The sequence below is a fragment of the Pseudoalteromonas sp. genome (genome assembly GCF_018402495.1).
Lineage (GTDB): Bacteria > Pseudomonadota > Gammaproteobacteria > Enterobacterales > Alteromonadaceae > Pseudoalteromonas.
Genome location: NZ_JAGYIU010000003.1, coordinates 226801 through 244482, shown reverse-complemented (window position 1 = coordinate 244482; position 17682 = coordinate 226801). Strand labels below are relative to the sequence as shown.

The following is a 17682-nucleotide window of genomic DNA, read 5'->3' as shown; positions in this document are numbered from 1 at the left end:
TCTCTTCGTTTAGTGTCAGCTGTTAGTGTCAGTGTTTGTTTTTACTGTTTGGTGTGTGGTATCTAGTGGAGTTAAATGCCATATATCATCACAATATTGACTAATTGTTCTGTCACTAGAAAATGAGCCACTGGCGGCAGTATTTAAAATACTCATTTGAGTCCAGTATGTTTGATCTGCATAGGCTTTATCAACATCACGTTGCGCAGCTATATAGCTGGCAAAGTCATGGGCGGTTAACCAAGGATCGTTGTTACTTTTAATGCCATTAATCACATCGTCAAATAAGCCAGGTTCAAATAGATTGAAATGGCCACTTTCGAGTAAGTGCATCACACTATTCAAATCAGGGTTATTCGCAATTATTTCACTGGGGTTATAATGCGTTTTTATGTCGTCAATATGCTCGGCTTGTGCGCCAAATAAGAAGAAGTTCTCAGCCCCAACAGCGTCACGTATTTCAATATTAGCGCCATCTAGGGTGCCTATTGTTAGCGCACCATTCATCATAAACTTCATGTTGCCAGTACCTGAGGCCTCTTTGCCCGCGGTTGATACTTGCTCCGATAAGTCCGTTGCAGGACAAATGGTTTCCATGGCGGTGACATTATAATTAGGTAAAAACGCGACTCTTAAAAAAGCAGATACCTGCGGGTCTTTATTGATCACTTGTGCAACATTATTAATGAGCTTAATAATTTTTTTCGCCATCACATAACCCGGAGCCGCTTTACCGCCTAATAAAACACAACGAGGCACCATGGCTTGTGTGTCGCCACGGCGTATGCGGTCATATAAATGAATAACGTGTAAAATGTTAAGTAACTGGCGCTTATATTCGTGAATACGTTTTACCTGCACATCAAATAGCATATTGATATCAAACTCTACGCCACATCTTTGTTTTACTAAATCAACTAAGCGTTGTTTGTTTTGCTGTTTTGCTTGCTGCCACATTATATGAAACTGCGGGTCATCGTAGTAACGACGTAATTGGCTAATTTGTGCAAAATCACCTATCCAGTCTTTGCCTATTTTTTCGCTAATGATCTGGCTTAAACTCGGATTGCAGTATGCAAGCCAGCGCCGTGGAGTAACACCATTGGTTTTGTTGTTAAATTTATCAGGCCATAGCGCGTAAAAATCTTTAAACAAACCCGCGGTTAATAACTGCGTGTGTAGCGCTGCCACACCATTAACAGAATAGCTGCCGACAATGGCTAAAAAGGCCATACGTATTTGCGGCTCGCCCCCTTCTTCAATTAATGATAAGTCGCGCTGTTTTTGAACATCTCCTGGCCAGTGCATAGCCACCTCGGCTAAAAAGCGAGCATTAATTTCATAAATAATCTCTAAAATACGCGGTAATAACTTTGCAAATAACGATACCGACCACTTCTCTAATGCCTCTGGCAGTAAGGTATGATTTGTATAAGCCATAGTTTTGGTCGTAATGCTCCACGCCTGCTCCCAATCGAGTTCATGGTCATCAACTAAAATTCGCATCAGCTCTGCAACCGCAATACTTGGGTGGGTATCGTTAAGCTGAAACACATGATGCTGAGCAAATTCAGTGAAATCATTACCGTATTGTTCAACCCATTGTGTAAGCACATCTTGAATACTTGCCGATGATAAAAAGTATTGTTGACGTAATCTCAACTCTTTACCATTTTCACTGCTGTCGTTAGGGTACAACACCATGGTTATTTGCTCAGCAAGATTTTTTTGTGCTACTGCTTCTGAATAACTTCCGGCATTAAATTCTGTTAAATTAAATTCGTCCGTTGCTTCAGACTTCCAAAGTCTAAGGGTATTAACAATATTATTTTTATAGCCCGGAATAGGTACATCATAAGGCACTGCTAATACATCTTGAGAACTGATCCATTGGCGATGCTCACGGCCAAATTTATCGGTGTAGCTTTGTACATAACCAGAAAACTTAACTCGTTTAGCTTGCTCCGGTGCGCTTAATTCCCAAGGATGACCTTCTCGTAACCAGTTATCTGGTTGCTCAACCTGATTACCCTCTTTTATTGACTGATTAAACATACCGTATTCATAACGAATACCGTAACCGACCACTGGCAGCGCTAAACTGGCACAGCTATCTAAAAAACAAGCCGCTAGTCGCCCTAAGCCGCCATTGCCTAAACCGGCATCATGCTCAGCTTGTTCCACACTTTCAAGCTCAGTACAGTAAGCTTGCAGTGCCTTTGTAACTTGTGATTCTAAATCTAGATTTAAGACTGCATTACCCAGCGCTCTGCCCATTAAAAACTCTAGCGATAAATAGGCTGTTTTACGGCGTTTTTGTTGTTTTATTTGTTGATTGGTTTCCCTGCAGCGTGCCACTAATCGGTCTCTGATCGTCAGTGCTAATGCATGATACAAATACAGCTGTGACTCGCCCACCACATCACGCCCTAAGGTGTAATAAAAGTGTCGTGTTAAATCATCACTTAAAGTACTTTCGTCTATCACTGGGCCTGCTTGCCAGCCTTTTACTACACAAACTTGCTCGTCTTGCTTAGTCATAATCATCGCCTTCTAAATTGGCACTAAAAACCCAACTACTTTGTGCTGAAATATTCACGGTTGCATCTTCTTGAATAACAGATGATGCGTTATTTACACTTGATAACACTAACGTCCATGGCGCGATAATGGGCGATTGTGGTAATTGGCAGACCACAGGCTGTTTACTAGCATTAAGAATAATTAATAACGCATGCTTATTTTGCTTATCAAGTAAGCTATACATTAAAAACTGCCGTGTATCTTCATGCCAATGTGTTTCATCCATTTTTTTACCTTGCTCGGTAAACCACTTAACGGTGAAGCGCTCATCAATATCATCCAAAAACACACTGTGTTTAAATGCACTGTGACCACGCCTGATTTTTAGCGCATCATCAATAAACTGAATCAATGAATGATTCAGTTGTGAGTCTTTCCAGGCAAGCCAGCTGGTGCGATTATTTTGACAATAAGCGTTATTATTACCGCCTTGCGAGTGCGCCATCTCACTGCCAGCGGCTATCATTGGCACGCCTTTGGAGAGTAATAAGGTGAGTAGAAAGTTTTTTTGTTGTTGTAAGCGCAAACTCATTACTTCTGGGTCGCTGGTAAATCCCTCAACCCCGCAGTTAAACGAATAATTAGCGCTATGGCCATCTTGGTTGTTTTCACCATTGGCCTGGTTATGTTTTTGCTCATAACTGACTAAGTCGGCTAACGTAAACCCATCATGGCTGGTAATAAAGTTAATGCTATTTAGCGGGCCTCGGTTACTGTGTTCAAAAATATCAAACGAGCCATGTAAACGCTTTGCGACATCACTAATAATGCCTTTTTCACTTTGCCAAAAGCGTTTAATCACATCACGATATTGATCGTTCCACTCTCGCCAAGGTGAAGGAAATGCACCAAGCTGATAACCACCAGGGCCTATATCCCACGGCTCACTGATCAGTTTAACTTTATTTAACACAGGATCTTGGGCAATTGCTTGTAAAAAGGTGTGAGACGCACTAAAGCCCGTATTTGAACGCGCTAAAATGGTGGCTAAATCAAATCGAAAGCCATCAACGCCCATAACTTCAACCCAGTAACGTAAGCTGTCGAGTACCAATTGTAAGGTTTTAGGGTGATCGATATTTAACGTATTGCCACACCCTGTATCATTAATATAAACATGGGGTTGCCCCTCAATGGTGCGATAATATGTTAGGTTGTCGAGCCCTCGCAGAGATAAAATAGGCCCATCACTGCCCCCTTCCGCGGTATGGTTGTATACCACATCCAAAATAACTTCAATATTGGCGCGATGTAACTCGCTCACCATTTGTTTAAATTCGTTTATATCGTCATTAACCAAATAGTCTTTATGAGGAGTAAAAAAATTAAGACTATTATAGCCCCAATAATTTTGCAGTCCTTTAGCGGTTAAAAACTGTTCGCTTATAAAAGCATGCACAGGCAAAAGCTCAATAGCCGTTACCCCTAAACTTTTTAAATGCTCAATAAAACTGGGATGACTCAAACCTAAAAATGTCCCTTGTAGCGCTTTAGGGATATCAGGATGGCGACAGGTAGCACCTTTAACATGGCACTCATAAATAACGGTATTGGCCCAACTATGCTTTGGCTTATTATTTGAATAAGCAACCGGCGCAGTCACTTTTGATTTAGGCATATCTATCGCATTATTAACCACGCTTTTAGTGCCAATGGGCATTTGCCCGTAATGACGTTCGCTCCAAGTAAATTCGTTAAACAAGTCTTTTGCATACGGATCAATCAGTAATTTATGCTCATTAAATAACATGCCTTTTTCTGGGATATATTCGCCATCAACCCTAAAGCCATACAATGCGCCTGTGCTTAATGGGGCTATATGAATGCTCCATACGCCGCCTTCATTAATATTCATGGCTATTTTTAATATTTCTGTGTGGCCGCTTTTATCAAATAAGCATACAAAAGCTTGGCTTGCATTAGGGGCATACAAGGCAAAATTAACCCCTTGATTTTGTACACTCGAACCCAGTGGCAAAGGCGCCCCCTGAGTAACCTCAAAGCAATTACTCATCATTCACCTTTTCTAAGTAAAGTGTAGTTAAGCCGCCAATATTAACTGTAATACTGTGAGCAAACCCATGACTTGGCTGAACGACTGAATGGATAAGCTGGTTTTTATCCTCTGTGACACGATAACCTGAACCAAAAAAGCAGACCTCATCGGTATTTAATACCACTTTATATGTGCCCTTCGCTGGCACACCTAAGGTGTAGTGTTGATAAGCCGTTGGTGTAAAGTTAGCGACAATAACCATAAAGTGGTCAGCATTTTTAGCATAACGAATAAAACTAAACATACTCTGCTGGCTGTTATTATTATCTATCCATGAAAAGCCCGTTGCACAGCTATCGAGCTCATATAAAGATGGATGCGCTTGATACACTTGATTAAGGCGTTTAACCGTATGCTGAATCCCTTGATGGCTTTGATGCTCAAGTAAGTGCCAGTCCAATGAATGATCATGATCCCACTCTTTATGCTGTGCTATTTCGGCTCCCATAAACAGTAATTTTTTGCCTGGATGTGCCCACATAAACGCATAATAAGCACGCAAGTTTGCAAACTGCTGCCAATCGTCACCGGGCATTTTGTTTAGTAGTGATCCCTTGCCATGCACCACTTCATCATGACTGAGCGGTAAAATGTAATTTTCACTAAATGCATACACCATAGAAAATGTCATTTTATGATGGTGATATTTTCTAAATAACGGATCTTGCTGCATATAATCTAAGCTGTCATTCATCCAGCCCATATTCCATTTATAGCCAAAACCTAAGCCATTGTGTTCAACACTTTGCGTGACCCCAGGCCAAGCCGTTGACTCCTCAGCCACCATCATAATGCCGGGATTATTTTTATAACTGCGTAAGTTCACTTGTTTTAGGCACTCTATTGCCCCTAAGTTTTCTCGACCGCCATAACAATTAGCTACCCACTGTCCTTCTTTACGACTGTAATCAAGGTAAAGCATTGACGCCACCGCATCCACACGCAGTCCATCTATGCCAAATTGGCTAAGCCAATACATCGCATTAGAAATTAAAAAGCTTTTTACTTCAGGGCGGTCGTAGTTATAAATATAGGTGTTCCAATCAGGATGAAAACCTTGACGCATATCAGCGTGTTCGTATAAGTGGGTGCCATCAAAGCAATGTAAGCCATGCGGATCGCTAGGAAAGTGCCCAGGCACCCAATCAAGTAATATGCCTATGTTAGCTTTATGGCATTGTTCAACTAAGTATTTAAAACTATTGTAATCACCAAAGCGGCTCGTAGGTGCAAACAACCCAACGGGTTGATAACCCCAAGAGCCATCAAACGGGTATTCACTAACAGGCATAAGTTGTAAATGTGTAAACCCCATTTCACTAACGTAACTTACAAGTTTGTCTGCAAGCTCAGTGTAGCTTAAGTAACGGTTATGCTCACCGCGTTGCCAAGAGCCTAAGTGCACTTCATAAATACTGATAGCCGCATCAATATGATTGCGCTTTTGGCGATTTATAATCGCTTGTTCACTTAGCAAAATAGGCGCTGGTTTGTACTGTAATATACTGGCAGTGCCCGGTGCTTGCTGCATTTTAAATGCAAAAGGATCGGCTTTATCTAAAACCTCACCACTGAGCGTAGTAATAGCAAATTTATAGCACATGTCTGCACTTAAGGCCGGGATAAATAATTCCCATACCCCACTTGCCGGATGAAATCGCATAAAATGGCGATTCGCTTGCCAAAAATTAAACTCACCAATAACCGATACACTGGCGGCATTAGGGGCCCACACACAAAAACGAACACCATCTACCCCTTGTTGTGTAGTAAATTGCGCACCTAGGTGAGTATAAGCATGCTCAAGGCTACCTTCGTTAAACAAGTACATTGCCTGTTCATCCAATGTACTGCTGAAGCTGTATTCATCATAAAATGTAACATCGCTATTTTCATAACTAACCTGGCATTGGTAAACACTGCGAGGCATGCTTGATAACTCAGCGATAAATAAATCACTGTGTTTATAGCGTAACGCGCTGATAACTTGACCATCAATTAACAGTTCGACGCGTAATGCCGCTGGCAAATACACGCGTATTTCAGTGCCACTTTGGGTGTTGTGCGCGCCTAAAAAACTAAACGGGTCTTTAAATCGCCCTGCAGTTAATGCGTTTACCTGTGCGTCATAATCAACTAATTGCGTTGATACCCTATTTTTAGTACTGCCCATTTACGCATTCCTTATTGAATGTATTGCCGCCAAAAGAGAAGCATTATCTTTAAAAATATCGTCGCACGCATGTGTGAGTGTCCGTCGCCAATTAGGATACTCTTTATCGGTGCCAGGAATATTGACTGGGTAGTGTTGCTTGTCTAAATCATCAAGCTGTAATGCAAATAAACGAGACGGAGATTTAGCTAAACATACAGCCAAAGCGCTATAAACATCAAAAGCATCCGTGTTAAGTGAAAAGGAAGTGTTTTGTGGATTTAAAAAGCGTAATAACCGGTGTTGCTCTTGCTCTCGCTGCTGAACTAACTGCTGATACTCATCAGTATCAATCAGCCCATACTGCTGTTTAATTTTTAAATCGCTATGCTGCCACCAGCCCACAAATGGCGGTACATCATGATTGGCTATCATCAGCAGGCATTGATCGCTAAGGTCATCGCTATTTACAAATTCATCATTATGTTGTTTTTCAAAATAAAATAAGCTGTTTGAGAAAATGCCACTATCAACCAGTGCCTCTTTTACCTCCGGTGGTACAACCCCTAAATCTTCGCCTATTACTATGGCCTGATTAAGATGAGATTCAATTTTTAAAATTGCTAATAAATGCTCAAATGGGTAGTACACATAACAGCCATCTTGGGTATTATTGTTTATGAAACACCACCACAAACGCCTAATCGCCATTACATGGTCGATTCGTAACCCGCCTACTGCATCCATATTGGCGCGTATGAGTGAACGATAAAACTGATAGTTATTGTCAGCAAGGCGCTGCGGGTTTATTGCTGGCAGCCCCCAATTTTGGCCGTTAGGTGCCCAAGGATCTGGTGGTGCGCCAAGGGTCGCATCTTGACTAAATAATCCCTGCTGATATTTAAATTCAGTGCCCTCATTAGCACAGCCCACCGCTAAATCATTGATTAAACCAATCGCCATCCCTTGCTCAATACAATACTGTTGGCATTGCGCAAGTTGGCTGTGTGCTTGCCACTGGAGGTAATATTCAAATGTGGGCTCTGTGGTTTCTAACATAGCAAGTACATCACTGTACTGTTTACAAAATGCAGTAAATTCGTTGTGTCGTGCTTGACTGCCCTGTTGTTGAAAATGCGCAAAAAGCAGCTTAAAAGCAGCATATTTACCCTCAGTAACCGTTTTATAATCAATAAACGTTACATCTTGGTCAGTATGTTCACTCAAGGTCAGAGTAGATAAAAAGTTTGTTAAATCTGGGTTGTTAGTACTATCTGGCGATAAGTTAATAGCTATATACAGCGGATTGAGTAAAGCACGATTATTTGGGTTGTAAGGACTGGCGCACTCTGGGTTATCTGCAAACAGTAGATGCAGTGGATTAAGTAAAATATAATCCATATTTTGCTGTGCACATAATGTTGCCAGCTCAAGTAAATCGCTAAAATCGCCAATTCCAAGCCCAGCTTTATTTTTTAATGTATATAACTGAATTGACAAACCAATACGTTTTTTATTGGCAATTTGATAGGCTTGTTCGGGAGTCGACCAAATTTGTGTTTTAGCAGATTGCTCACCCATCGTTAATAACGCATCATAATAGCCGGTTGGTAAATGCGTCAGTGGTAGCGCTATTTCTATATAACGACACCCATTTACAAAGTACTCACCTAATGCTGCATACTGAGCAATGTGTTCAAATTGCAGCTTTATATTTAATGCTGCCACAGTTAATGTAATTTTATGATGCGTATCAGCTTCATTAACACGCACCTTTAGCACATTACTAGCCTGATCTATTATGCTAACAGCAGGTGCGAGTGTTAACCATGTAGCCGCATCCAATTGATAATTTAACTGGGTTATTTGCGCCGTATCACGTGTGTCAACGCCACAGCAGTGCAAAGCAGATTTACGGGTGTCTTCGCTAAATATAACGTGTTCACCCGTATACTTAGTGTATTCGTAACCAATACCATGCAAATAAAACAATTGCGATAGTGCGTCCATTCAGCGACCTTAATTAATGCGTTGTGTATTTACTATACTATTTTCTGTACCAAAATTATTAGCAATATACCCATCAGCCTGATGATCGTTATCCCACTGTTTACCATTTATTAAATAGCGAAAATGAAACTCTTTATCAACGGGAAGACGTTGCTTGCATTTAAATACGCCAAGCTTTTTGTTGTGCTTCATTGGCACCGGTTGCCAATCATTAAATTCTCCAAGTAAACAGACATCATCTGCATCTGGGTGAGAAAATTCAAAGGTTACTTCTGCTTCATTTTTTGTTTTAAAAAAGCGTTTATTCAACATAATAGGCTCCAACTAAACCATAAGGGTTATTCATTTTTGCCACAGGCCAAACAGCTTAAAGAGGCGATGTGGAATCCATTCATTCACATAAAAACAGGTTTACAGTTAATCAAAGTTTTATTTACGCATTATTACAGTGCATAATTTATTTTATCGCACTGCATTGGTGCAATATTAAACCGTTAAAACTGGTTTTTAAGTCAGCTATTTAACTTAGCAATTTTTAAACCAACTACACCATAACAGCTAATACACAGACTTCTTAATTTTTATTGCTATAAAACCTTTAGCTTAACAACATCATCAGCAATAATAATTATCACCTCAAGAAAAACCCGATGAACACTTAAATACCATGTTAAAAAAGCATTCTTATTACTTCTGTGATTGTCTTTAGCATTATTATGGGCTGTTATGGGCAGTTCAATTTATACACTATATAGTAAAAAGGTTGTCTCTGTAGACTCAAAATCAAAAGAAATTTCAGGCATTGAGCTTGATAAACATAAACGGCTTTGGGCCACTAACGACAGTGGCGACAAACCTATGCTCTTCAGGCTCAACAAAGATGATTCAATTGCAAAAGAGGCGCTTGAAACTAATGCAAAAAAATAGACTGGGAAGACATGACTCAAAATAAGTTTGGTCATTTTTTTTAGGCGACTTTGGAAATAATAAAAATGAACGTAAATGGTTAACAATTTACAAAATAGAAAACCCCATAGATATCAAAACTAATATAACAGAAGCTGAAATAATAAAATTCACCTAGCCTGATTTAGACGGCAGCCCAATATAGCCCGATCAACGTAATTAAGATTTAGAGGCGTTTGTCGCATTGGGTCGACATTTATATTTGTTTACTAAAAATCGCACCGAGCCATTCGATGAAATTACTAATGTGTATAAGGTAGGTGATCACGCAGCGAATTTTGATGCCGGACTAGCCGGACTAATAGATTCATTCAAAACGTGCACCACCATGGAAAAACTGTGCTGGATCACATCTTCTGCGCTTAGTCCAGACAGAAAAAAACTCGCGTTATTAGATTCAACCAGTATTTGGCTGTTTGAAAACTTTAAAGGCGATCAGTTTTTCTCTGGTGATGTATCTAGAATTGACTTGGGCATTGTGACTCAAAAGGAAGCAATCACGTTTTATGATGACAATACTATAGCCTTTTCTGATGAGGAATTTAAGGGCATTGGCGGTAATATATATTTTATAAAGCTCGACCAAGTCAAGCAACAGCGAAGCCATGCTCAGCTATAATCACTTTAAATAAACCTAGGGGCGATTTACTCTTTGTTGCCACTATGTATGGTGGTAAGGGGCGTGAGCAGGATGCACACGCTTTGCTCGGTTTTTATTTATTCTTACAGGGATGTAAGCCAGTAGAATAACGCAGGAGCAGTTATCGAGCCCACTCGATTACAGACCTCTTGGGGCGATTAAACCGCCCCTAGTTTAAACAAAATGTAATCCGCAAAGGTCAACAGACTCTACTAACTATACCAGTTTTATTAAAAACATGATCACTCTAGCGTATTAAATAACTCACCACCTGCGTTAAATTATTCTTTTAGAACAATTACATATCATAACTTTATCTTATTATCGACTTATTTCCTTGTCGCTATAATAGCTTACTAATTTAGTACAATTGGTATTACTATGATCCAATATGTCAGTAAATCTCTTAACCAGAGTTCATCAGATTAATAAAGATCTACAACAAATTTTTTAGTGTAAAAACCGTGTTTGGCTCGGTTATAACAAATATATTTATTTTAACGCTTAAATTTGGTTTCTAAAATAACCGATGAACGAGTGCGCTCTACCCCATCTAAATTACCTATATCGTCCAGTAAATGGCTCAACTGCTCAAGATTTTGAGCCTCAACAATGGCAATTAAATCAAACTCACCACTAATTGCATACAACTGAGAAATCGCATCTATTTGCTTTAACTCCACGTTGGTTTTAGTGGTTAGCTTTTGTTTAACCTTTATAGAAACATGTGCAGAGACCAAGCTATTTAAAAAGTCATCTCCAAAGTCAACGCTATAACCCTTAATGATCCCACTTTGCTCTAATTTTAGCATTCGGCTTTGCACCGTTGAACGAGATAAACTCAAATGCCTTGCTAGGTCAGAAATGCTAGCGCGGGCGTTCGTTTTTAATACTGACAGTAGTTTTTCATCTTGGGGAGTTATCATAATGCTAATTAAATTCGTTAATTTGACTATTATTCTAATCATTTTTAACAAAATAGCACTGCAAATTTCATTCATAACCTTTGATAATGACATTTTTAATAAGTAAAACACAGTGTATTGCTGAATCATCCTGACCTTATCGTTATTTTTTCAGCAACGTATTTTTTATGTGAATAATTTAGGTGTAAAAATGCAAGTAACCAGAGATTTATTTAACGACGTAATGGTCCCTAATTACAACCCTTCAGCTGTTGTTCCTGTTCGCGGTGAAGGCTCACGTGTGTGGGATCAGAACAATAACGAATTTATCGATTTTGCCGGTGGTATTGCGGTTAATTGTTTAGGGCATTGCCATCCTGCATTAGTAGGTGCACTTAAGGAGCAAGGCGAGAAAATTTGGCACTTAGCAAATGTAATGACTAATGAGCCAGCTCTTCGTCTAGCTAAAAAAATGGTTGATGCCACGTTTGCTGAAAAAGTTTACTTTGCAAACTCGGGGGCTGAAGCAAACGAAGCAGCATTAAAATTAGCACGTCGCTTTGCACTGGATAAATTTGGTGCTGAAAAAACTAAAATTATTGCTTTCAATAAAGGTTTTCATGGTCGTACATTTTTCACTGTAACAGTGGGTGGCCAAGCTGCTTATTCTGACGGTTTTGGTCCAAAACCTGCTGATATTGTTCATTGTGACTACAATGATATTGCCGCTTTTGAAGCCTTAATTGGTGATGATACCTGTGCGGTAATGATGGAGCCATTACAAGGTGAAGGCGGCATTATTCCACCAACTAATGAATTTGTACAAAAAGTGCGCCAGCTGTGTACTAAACACAATGCACTGCTTATTTTTGATGAAGTACAAACCGGCGTTGGCCGCACAGGTCACTTATACGCATACGAAGGTTTAGACGTCATTCCTGATATTTTAACTACCGCAAAAGCATTAGGTGGTGGTTTTCCAATTGGCGCGATGATCACCACCACTGAAATTGCAGCACATCTAAAAGTTGGCACGCATGGTTCAACCTACGGTGGTAACCCACTCGCATGCGCTGTTGCAGAAGCAGCATTTGATACCGTTAATACTCCCGCTGTGTTAGATGGCGTAAAAGAGCGTGAACAAATGTTCCGTGATGGTTTAAATGCAATTAATGACAAATACCACGTATTTAGCGAAGTCCGAGGTAAAGGCTTACTGATTGGTGCAGTATTAAATGAAAAATTTGAAGGCCGCGCGCGTGATTTTTTAGTAGCAAGTGCAAATAACGGCCTAATGAACTTAGTAGCCGGTATGGACGTTATTCGTTTTACTCCTTCATTAGTGATCCCATTTGAGGATATTAAGGAAGGCTTAGGGCGCTTTGAAAAAGCTGTAAGCGATGTAGTAAACGGTTAATCACTAAGTAAAACATAGCAAAGTCTTGTGATAGCTAAATAGCTACCTCAGGACTTTCTATGTTATTGGAGCAAGTAGTTAATGCAAGTATTACGCCCTATTACTGTCAATGATTTTGCAGCACTTAAAGAAATTGCGGTTGAATCTGGCCATGGCTTTACTTCTTTACCTGTCGATGATGGGCAACTAAAAGAAAAAATTGATCGTGCGCAAAACAGTTTTACTAAAAACGTAGATAAGCCCATCGACGAAAGCTATCTGTTTGTTTTAGAAGACAGTGAAACCGGTAAAGTGATTGGTACTACCGCTATAGAAGCGGCCGTTGGTTTATCTGTGCCTTTATATCATTATCACCTAGGTAAAACCGTTCATCATTCACCCACTTTAAACGTATACAATACCGTTGATATTTTGAGTATGTGTAATGACTACACTGGCTGCTCAGAAATATGTACTTTATTTTTACGCGAAAATAGCCGAAAAGGCCTAACAGGACGATTTTTATCACGTTCACGCTTTTTATTTATGGCACAGCACAGCGAGCGTTTTGCCGACACCGTCATTGCTGAAATGCGTGGGGTGAGCGATGAACAAGGGCACTCGCCATTTTGGCAATGGTTGCAGGAACATTTTTTTAGCATTGAATTTCCACAAGCCGACCATTTAGTGGGGTTAGGCGATAAAGTGTTTATTAGCGAACTCATGCCTAAATACCCTATCTATGTCAATTTACTGAGTAAAAAAGCACAGGCGGTGATTGGCCATGTCCACGATAAAACCAAACCCGCACTTAAGTTGCTTGAAAAAGAAGGGTTTGAACACCGAGGCTACGTTGATTTATTCGATGCAGGCCCCACAGTAGAAGCAAAGCTCGGAAATATTCGTAGTATTCGCGAGTCACAGGTCTGCCCTATTACTATTGGCGAGCTTGAACATATCAATGAGCAAAGCTCAGACACCCTTGCTATTTGTAATCAAGGGGTTAGCGATTTTAGAGCTACATTTACTAAACATGCTCATTACAATCAGGCAAAGCACACCTTAATTATCAGCCAAGACGTAGCTGATGCTCTTCATTTAAAACAAGGAGATGCAGCGCGATTTTTCCGCCTGTAACATTATTTATGAACACACAACTAATTAATAATCAATGGCACGCAGGCCAAGGCCCTGCTTTTACATCAGTTAACCCAAGCAATGGTGACGTTGTTTGGCAAGGAAATGGCGCCAGTGTAGAACAAGTTGACAGTGCCATAAAAGCGGCACGAGCTGCGCAAGTTCAATGGGCAGATATGCCAATTGAGCAACGAATTACCATTTTAGAAAACTTCGTAGCCCAACTAAAAGAACATAGTGAAGAATTTGCCAGTATTATTGCCCGTGAAACAGGTAAACCATTATGGGAAACACGCACAGAAGTAGGTGCAATGACAGGCAAAGTTGCGATCTCAATTCGAGCGTACAATGAGCGTACGGGCACAACCGAAAATCCAATGCCTGGCGCGAAAGCCTTTATTCGCCACAAACCTCATGGCGTGGTGGCTATTTTTGGCCCGTATAACTTCCCGGGCCATTTGCCAAACGGCCATATTGTACCGGCAATTTTAGCTGGTAATACGGTGGTGTTTAAACCATCAGAATTAACACCTCATGTAGCGCAGTTTACCCTAGAATTATGGATAAAAGCAGGCTTACCTGCAGGGGTTATAAACCTTGTTCAAGGTGAGTTAGAAACAGGTAAAGCACTGGCCTCACATCAAGATATAGATGGCCTGTTTTTTACTGGTAGCTCAAACACAGGGCATTTATTACATAAACAATTTGCAGGCCATCCAGGTAAAATTTTAGCCCTTGAAATGGGCGGTAATAACCCGCTAGTGGTTAAAGATGTTGCGGACGTAAGCGCCGCCGTGCACGATATTATTCAATCGGGTTTTATCACCTCTGGCCAACGCTGTACTTGTGCACGCCGTTTATTTATTGAAAAGTCGCCCAATGGCGATGCTATTTTAGAAAAGCTGATCAGCGCCACCAAAAATATCCTAGTAGACGATAGCTTTGCGGACGATCAACCTTTTATGGGTGCTATGATCAGTGAAAAAGCCGCATTAGGCATGGTTGCAGCGCAAGCTGAGCTAGTTAAACAAGGTGCTGAGATTCTTGTTGAGCTTAAACAGTTAAAATCAGGCACTGGGTTTGTAAGCCCAGGTATTATTGATGTCACTAACATTAGCGAAATTGCCGATGAAGAACACTTTGGCCCGCTTATAAAAGTATATCGTTACACTGATTTTGATAGCGCTATAACAGAAGCAAACAACACCAGCTTTGGTTTATCTGCTGGTTTACTTGCTGATAGCGAAGATGACTACAGTCACTTTTTAAAACGTATTCGTGCCGGCATTGTTAACTGGAACCGCCCTATTACAGGTGCATCAAGCGCAGCGCCATTTGGTGGTATAGGTGCCAGTGGCAACCACAGAGCCAGTGCATACTACGCTGCAGATTATTGCGCATACCCAGTGGCCTCTGTAGAGTCAGAAAAAGTTAACTTACCGCAAACCCTCGCGCCGGGCTTAATAATTGAATAACAATTTAAATAGATTTAAGGATTTACCATGCATACTGATGTAAACACATTATTTGATAACCTGTGGCAAAACTACCTAAGCGTAACGCCATCGGCTGACAAAATTCATGACCTATTAGGCTCAACGCAAAAAGACGACATAATCAACGACCATATTGCGCTGCGTACTTTTAATATTGAAAAAGTAGGCCTTGAAAAACTAGCTGCACACTTTTTAGCCATTGGCTACAAAGAATGTGGTGAGTATCATTTTGAAGCAAAAAAACTCTACGCTAAGCATTACGAGCACAGCGATCCAAGCCAACCTAAAGTGTTTATTTCTGAGTTATTAGTTGAAAAATGCTCGCCTGAGCTTCAAGCAATTGTCACTGATATGGTTGCACAAATTGACGAAAGTGCGGTGACAGCAGATAACTTTTTATATTCAGGTACACATTGGCAAGTAAGCACTGATACTTACAAAAAGCTATTAGCAGAGAGCGAATATGCAGCGTGGATGTCTGCGTGGGGTTATCGTGCCAATCACTTCACCGTGAACATTAATACTTTGGCTAAGTTTGATAACATCCATGATGTAAACCAAGCTCTTAAAGATGCTGGCTTTGCGCTTAATACCTCAGGAGGCGAAGTAAAAGGCTCACCAGAGGTGCTATTAGAGCAATCATCAACATTAGCTGATGAGTACGCCGTAACCTTTAGCGATGGCGATATGCGCATTCCTAGCTGTTTTTACGAGTTTGCTATTCGTTATCCAAAACCTGATGGTGAAATTTACACCGGTTTTGTCGCTGCCTCTGCAGACAAAATATTTGAAAGCACCAACGCACGATAACCAAAGTGTGTTGAATTTAAAAAGCCCACTTTTGGGCTTTTTTTTGTGCCTAATGAATGGTTTAAAACAATTTTATGTATCGATAAAACAATAAAAAATGAGAATAATCAATTGCCCCCTTATGGGCATGCAGGCTTATGTATGTAAAATTAAACGCAGTTACTCATTTCAACTGCGTTTTTTGCTAAAAAAGGAACCTGCGCTTCCTTTTTAAAATTATAAAAACAACGGCTTATAATCGTTTTCTAATTGTTCAAATGACAAATCGCCAATAAATCGACCAAAGCTGAGCCACGTAGCAAGGCCTCTTAAATCTTTAAAATGAGGCGGCACAAATTGCGGATTTTCAATGACACCTAAGTCATGCAATTGCGATATTAATCTAAAGTCATCAATTGATATTTTACCCACCAGCAATAATGGCAACTGATCAATTCGACCAAGCTGTATCGCCACCCTAATTAAGTTGTAAACTAAAACAAAGCCTTTTATGTAAGCAATATCTTTGGTAAAGGGTAAGCCGGTTGCGGTACTGCCTCTAAAAACACGCTGTGCAAGGGTATAGCTGTCGTCTTTTGATAAACCTTGAGCAACGTAATCTCGGTAAATATCGATAAACTCAGCGCCATCAATTACTTTCGTCACCGCTTGAATACGGTTTACTAATTTTGATAAGCGACGTGGTGTTGACTTAAGAGTAATAATTTCCGTCAGTACTGCAAGCCCCTCTTGGGTCACCGTAGAGCTTGGTGTGCCTTTACTCAAGCAAGTTAAATAAGGTTGCGCTAAGCCATTTTGAGTGGTGCCTACATGGATCCAGCCCTCGTGCACCTCTAAAATATCTAATTCGCGCTGAGAAAACTTAACATCTTGATTTAGCTTAATATTATTAGCACCTGCTGCCGCATCGCTGACAATACCATCACTTAGCATTACCTCTACGTTTATTCCCGGCATGCTGGCATTGACCTGTTCAGATAAAATTCGCACCGCGTCGCTGGCATCAATATTTTTAGGATCTTCAGGCAAAATATCCGCTGCAAGTAAATTTTTTAAAGGCTGTTCAAGCATATTAGCCAGTTCTGATAGCGATGGCTCACCGGCATGAAACAAATCTTTAGGATGACCAAATAGCTCCACTGATAAGTCATGAAACTCTGGCGTACCGCGGTATTCAAGCATGCTCAGAACCGTTTTATATTCGGTACACATTTTACCCATATATTGTGCAATTGGGTTTAATTGCCCCAACTGGTTAATAATATTGCGGTGCAGTGTTGAAAATGCTTGGCGCAACTCGCTAGGAACAAACCCTAAATCGCGCTGTTGATAATAAGCACGATCAATAAGTGGATTTTTTTGACATTTTTGTCTAAAAAATTCCTCTTTAATTTGTTTATCCCAATTTATTGCATCGAGTATTCTAATGGGTGTTTGCAATGCAATGAGTTGGTCGGATAATTCACGAGTTTTCAAAAGTAACGCTTTGTCTATCATGGTAAAAGCTCAACAAAAAGTGAACTTTGAGCAT

11 protein-coding genes and 1 pseudogene are annotated in these 17682 nt (G+C 40.3%); 5 read left to right on the top strand and 7 right to left on the bottom strand.

Translation table 11 applies throughout. From position 1 onward, the window contains the following. Window positions 1–15 precede the first annotated feature (15 nt). The 5 genes from KG708_RS10945 to KG708_RS10925 are packed head-to-tail and all read right to left on the bottom strand — an operon-like array spanning window position 16 to window position 9113. On the bottom strand, window positions 16–2541 hold the full coding sequence (locus KG708_RS10945) for a glycogen/starch/alpha-glucan phosphorylase (protein ID WP_213609735.1): 2526 nt from the start codon (window positions 2539–2541) through the stop codon (window positions 16–18). Beyond that, window positions 2534–4597, bottom strand: a complete 2064-nt coding sequence (gene glgX, locus KG708_RS10940; RefSeq protein WP_213609733.1) for a glycogen debranching protein GlgX — start codon at window positions 4595–4597, stop codon at window positions 2534–2536. The genes KG708_RS10945 and glgX overlap by 8 nt, the downstream gene beginning before the upstream one ends. Further along, complete coding sequence (gene glgB, locus KG708_RS10935; protein ID WP_213609731.1) at window positions 4590–6812, bottom strand: 1,4-alpha-glucan branching protein GlgB; 2223 nt, start codon at window positions 6810–6812, stop codon at window positions 4590–4592. The genes glgX and glgB overlap by 8 nt, the downstream gene beginning before the upstream one ends. After that, complete coding sequence (malQ, locus tag KG708_RS10930; RefSeq protein WP_213609729.1) at window positions 6813–8801, bottom strand: 4-alpha-glucanotransferase; 1989 nt, start codon at window positions 8799–8801, stop codon at window positions 6813–6815. Window positions 8802–8810: 9 nt separating this feature from the next. After that, on the bottom strand, window positions 8811–9113 hold the full coding sequence (locus KG708_RS10925; RefSeq protein ID WP_013463235.1) for an isoamylase early set domain-containing protein: 303 nt from the start codon (window positions 9111–9113) through the stop codon (window positions 8811–8813). Window positions 9114–9527: 414 nt separating this feature from the next. Here KG708_RS10925 and KG708_RS10920 point away from each other — a divergent pair. Continuing rightward, a pseudogene (locus KG708_RS10920) lies at window positions 9528–10386 on the top strand (hypothetical protein). A gap of 518 nt (window positions 10387–10904) precedes the next feature. On the opposite strand, the gene KG708_RS10915 reads toward KG708_RS10920, so the two are convergent. Beyond that, window positions 10905–11333 (bottom strand): Lrp/AsnC family transcriptional regulator, encoded by a 429-nt coding sequence (locus KG708_RS10915; protein WP_213609727.1) that lies wholly within the window; start codon window positions 11331–11333, stop codon window positions 10905–10907. A gap of 190 nt (window positions 11334–11523) precedes the next feature. Between KG708_RS10915 and KG708_RS10910 the strand changes: the two genes are divergently transcribed. The 4 genes from KG708_RS10910 to KG708_RS10895 all read left to right on the top strand — a co-directional run bounded on the left by KG708_RS10910 (window position 11524) and on the right by KG708_RS10895 (window position 16151). Beyond that, window positions 11524–12729: an aspartate aminotransferase family protein gene (locus tag KG708_RS10910; protein WP_213609725.1), complete on the top strand. Its 1206-nt coding sequence runs from the start codon at window positions 11524–11526 to the stop codon at window positions 12727–12729. Between the two features lie 81 nt (window positions 12730–12810). Further along, window positions 12811–13845, top strand: coding sequence for an arginine N-succinyltransferase (gene astA, locus KG708_RS10905; RefSeq protein WP_213609723.1), 1035 nt, complete (start codon window positions 12811–12813; stop codon window positions 13843–13845). A gap of 8 nt (window positions 13846–13853) precedes the next feature. Further along, window positions 13854–15320 (top strand): succinylglutamate-semialdehyde dehydrogenase, encoded by a 1467-nt coding sequence (gene astD, locus KG708_RS10900; protein ID WP_213609721.1) that lies wholly within the window; start codon window positions 13854–13856, stop codon window positions 15318–15320. Between the two features lie 27 nt (window positions 15321–15347). Continuing rightward, complete coding sequence (locus KG708_RS10895; protein ID WP_213609719.1) at window positions 15348–16151, top strand: DUF1338 domain-containing protein; 804 nt, start codon at window positions 15348–15350, stop codon at window positions 16149–16151. A 216-nt stretch (window positions 16152–16367) separates the two neighbouring features. Here the strand turns inward: KG708_RS10895 and KG708_RS10890 are convergent, their stop codons facing one another. Next, entirely contained in the window at window positions 16368–17648 is a 1281-nt protein-coding gene (locus KG708_RS10890) for a flavohemoglobin expression-modulating QEGLA motif protein (protein ID WP_064663025.1), read from the bottom strand. Window positions 17649–17682 lie beyond the last annotated feature (34 nt).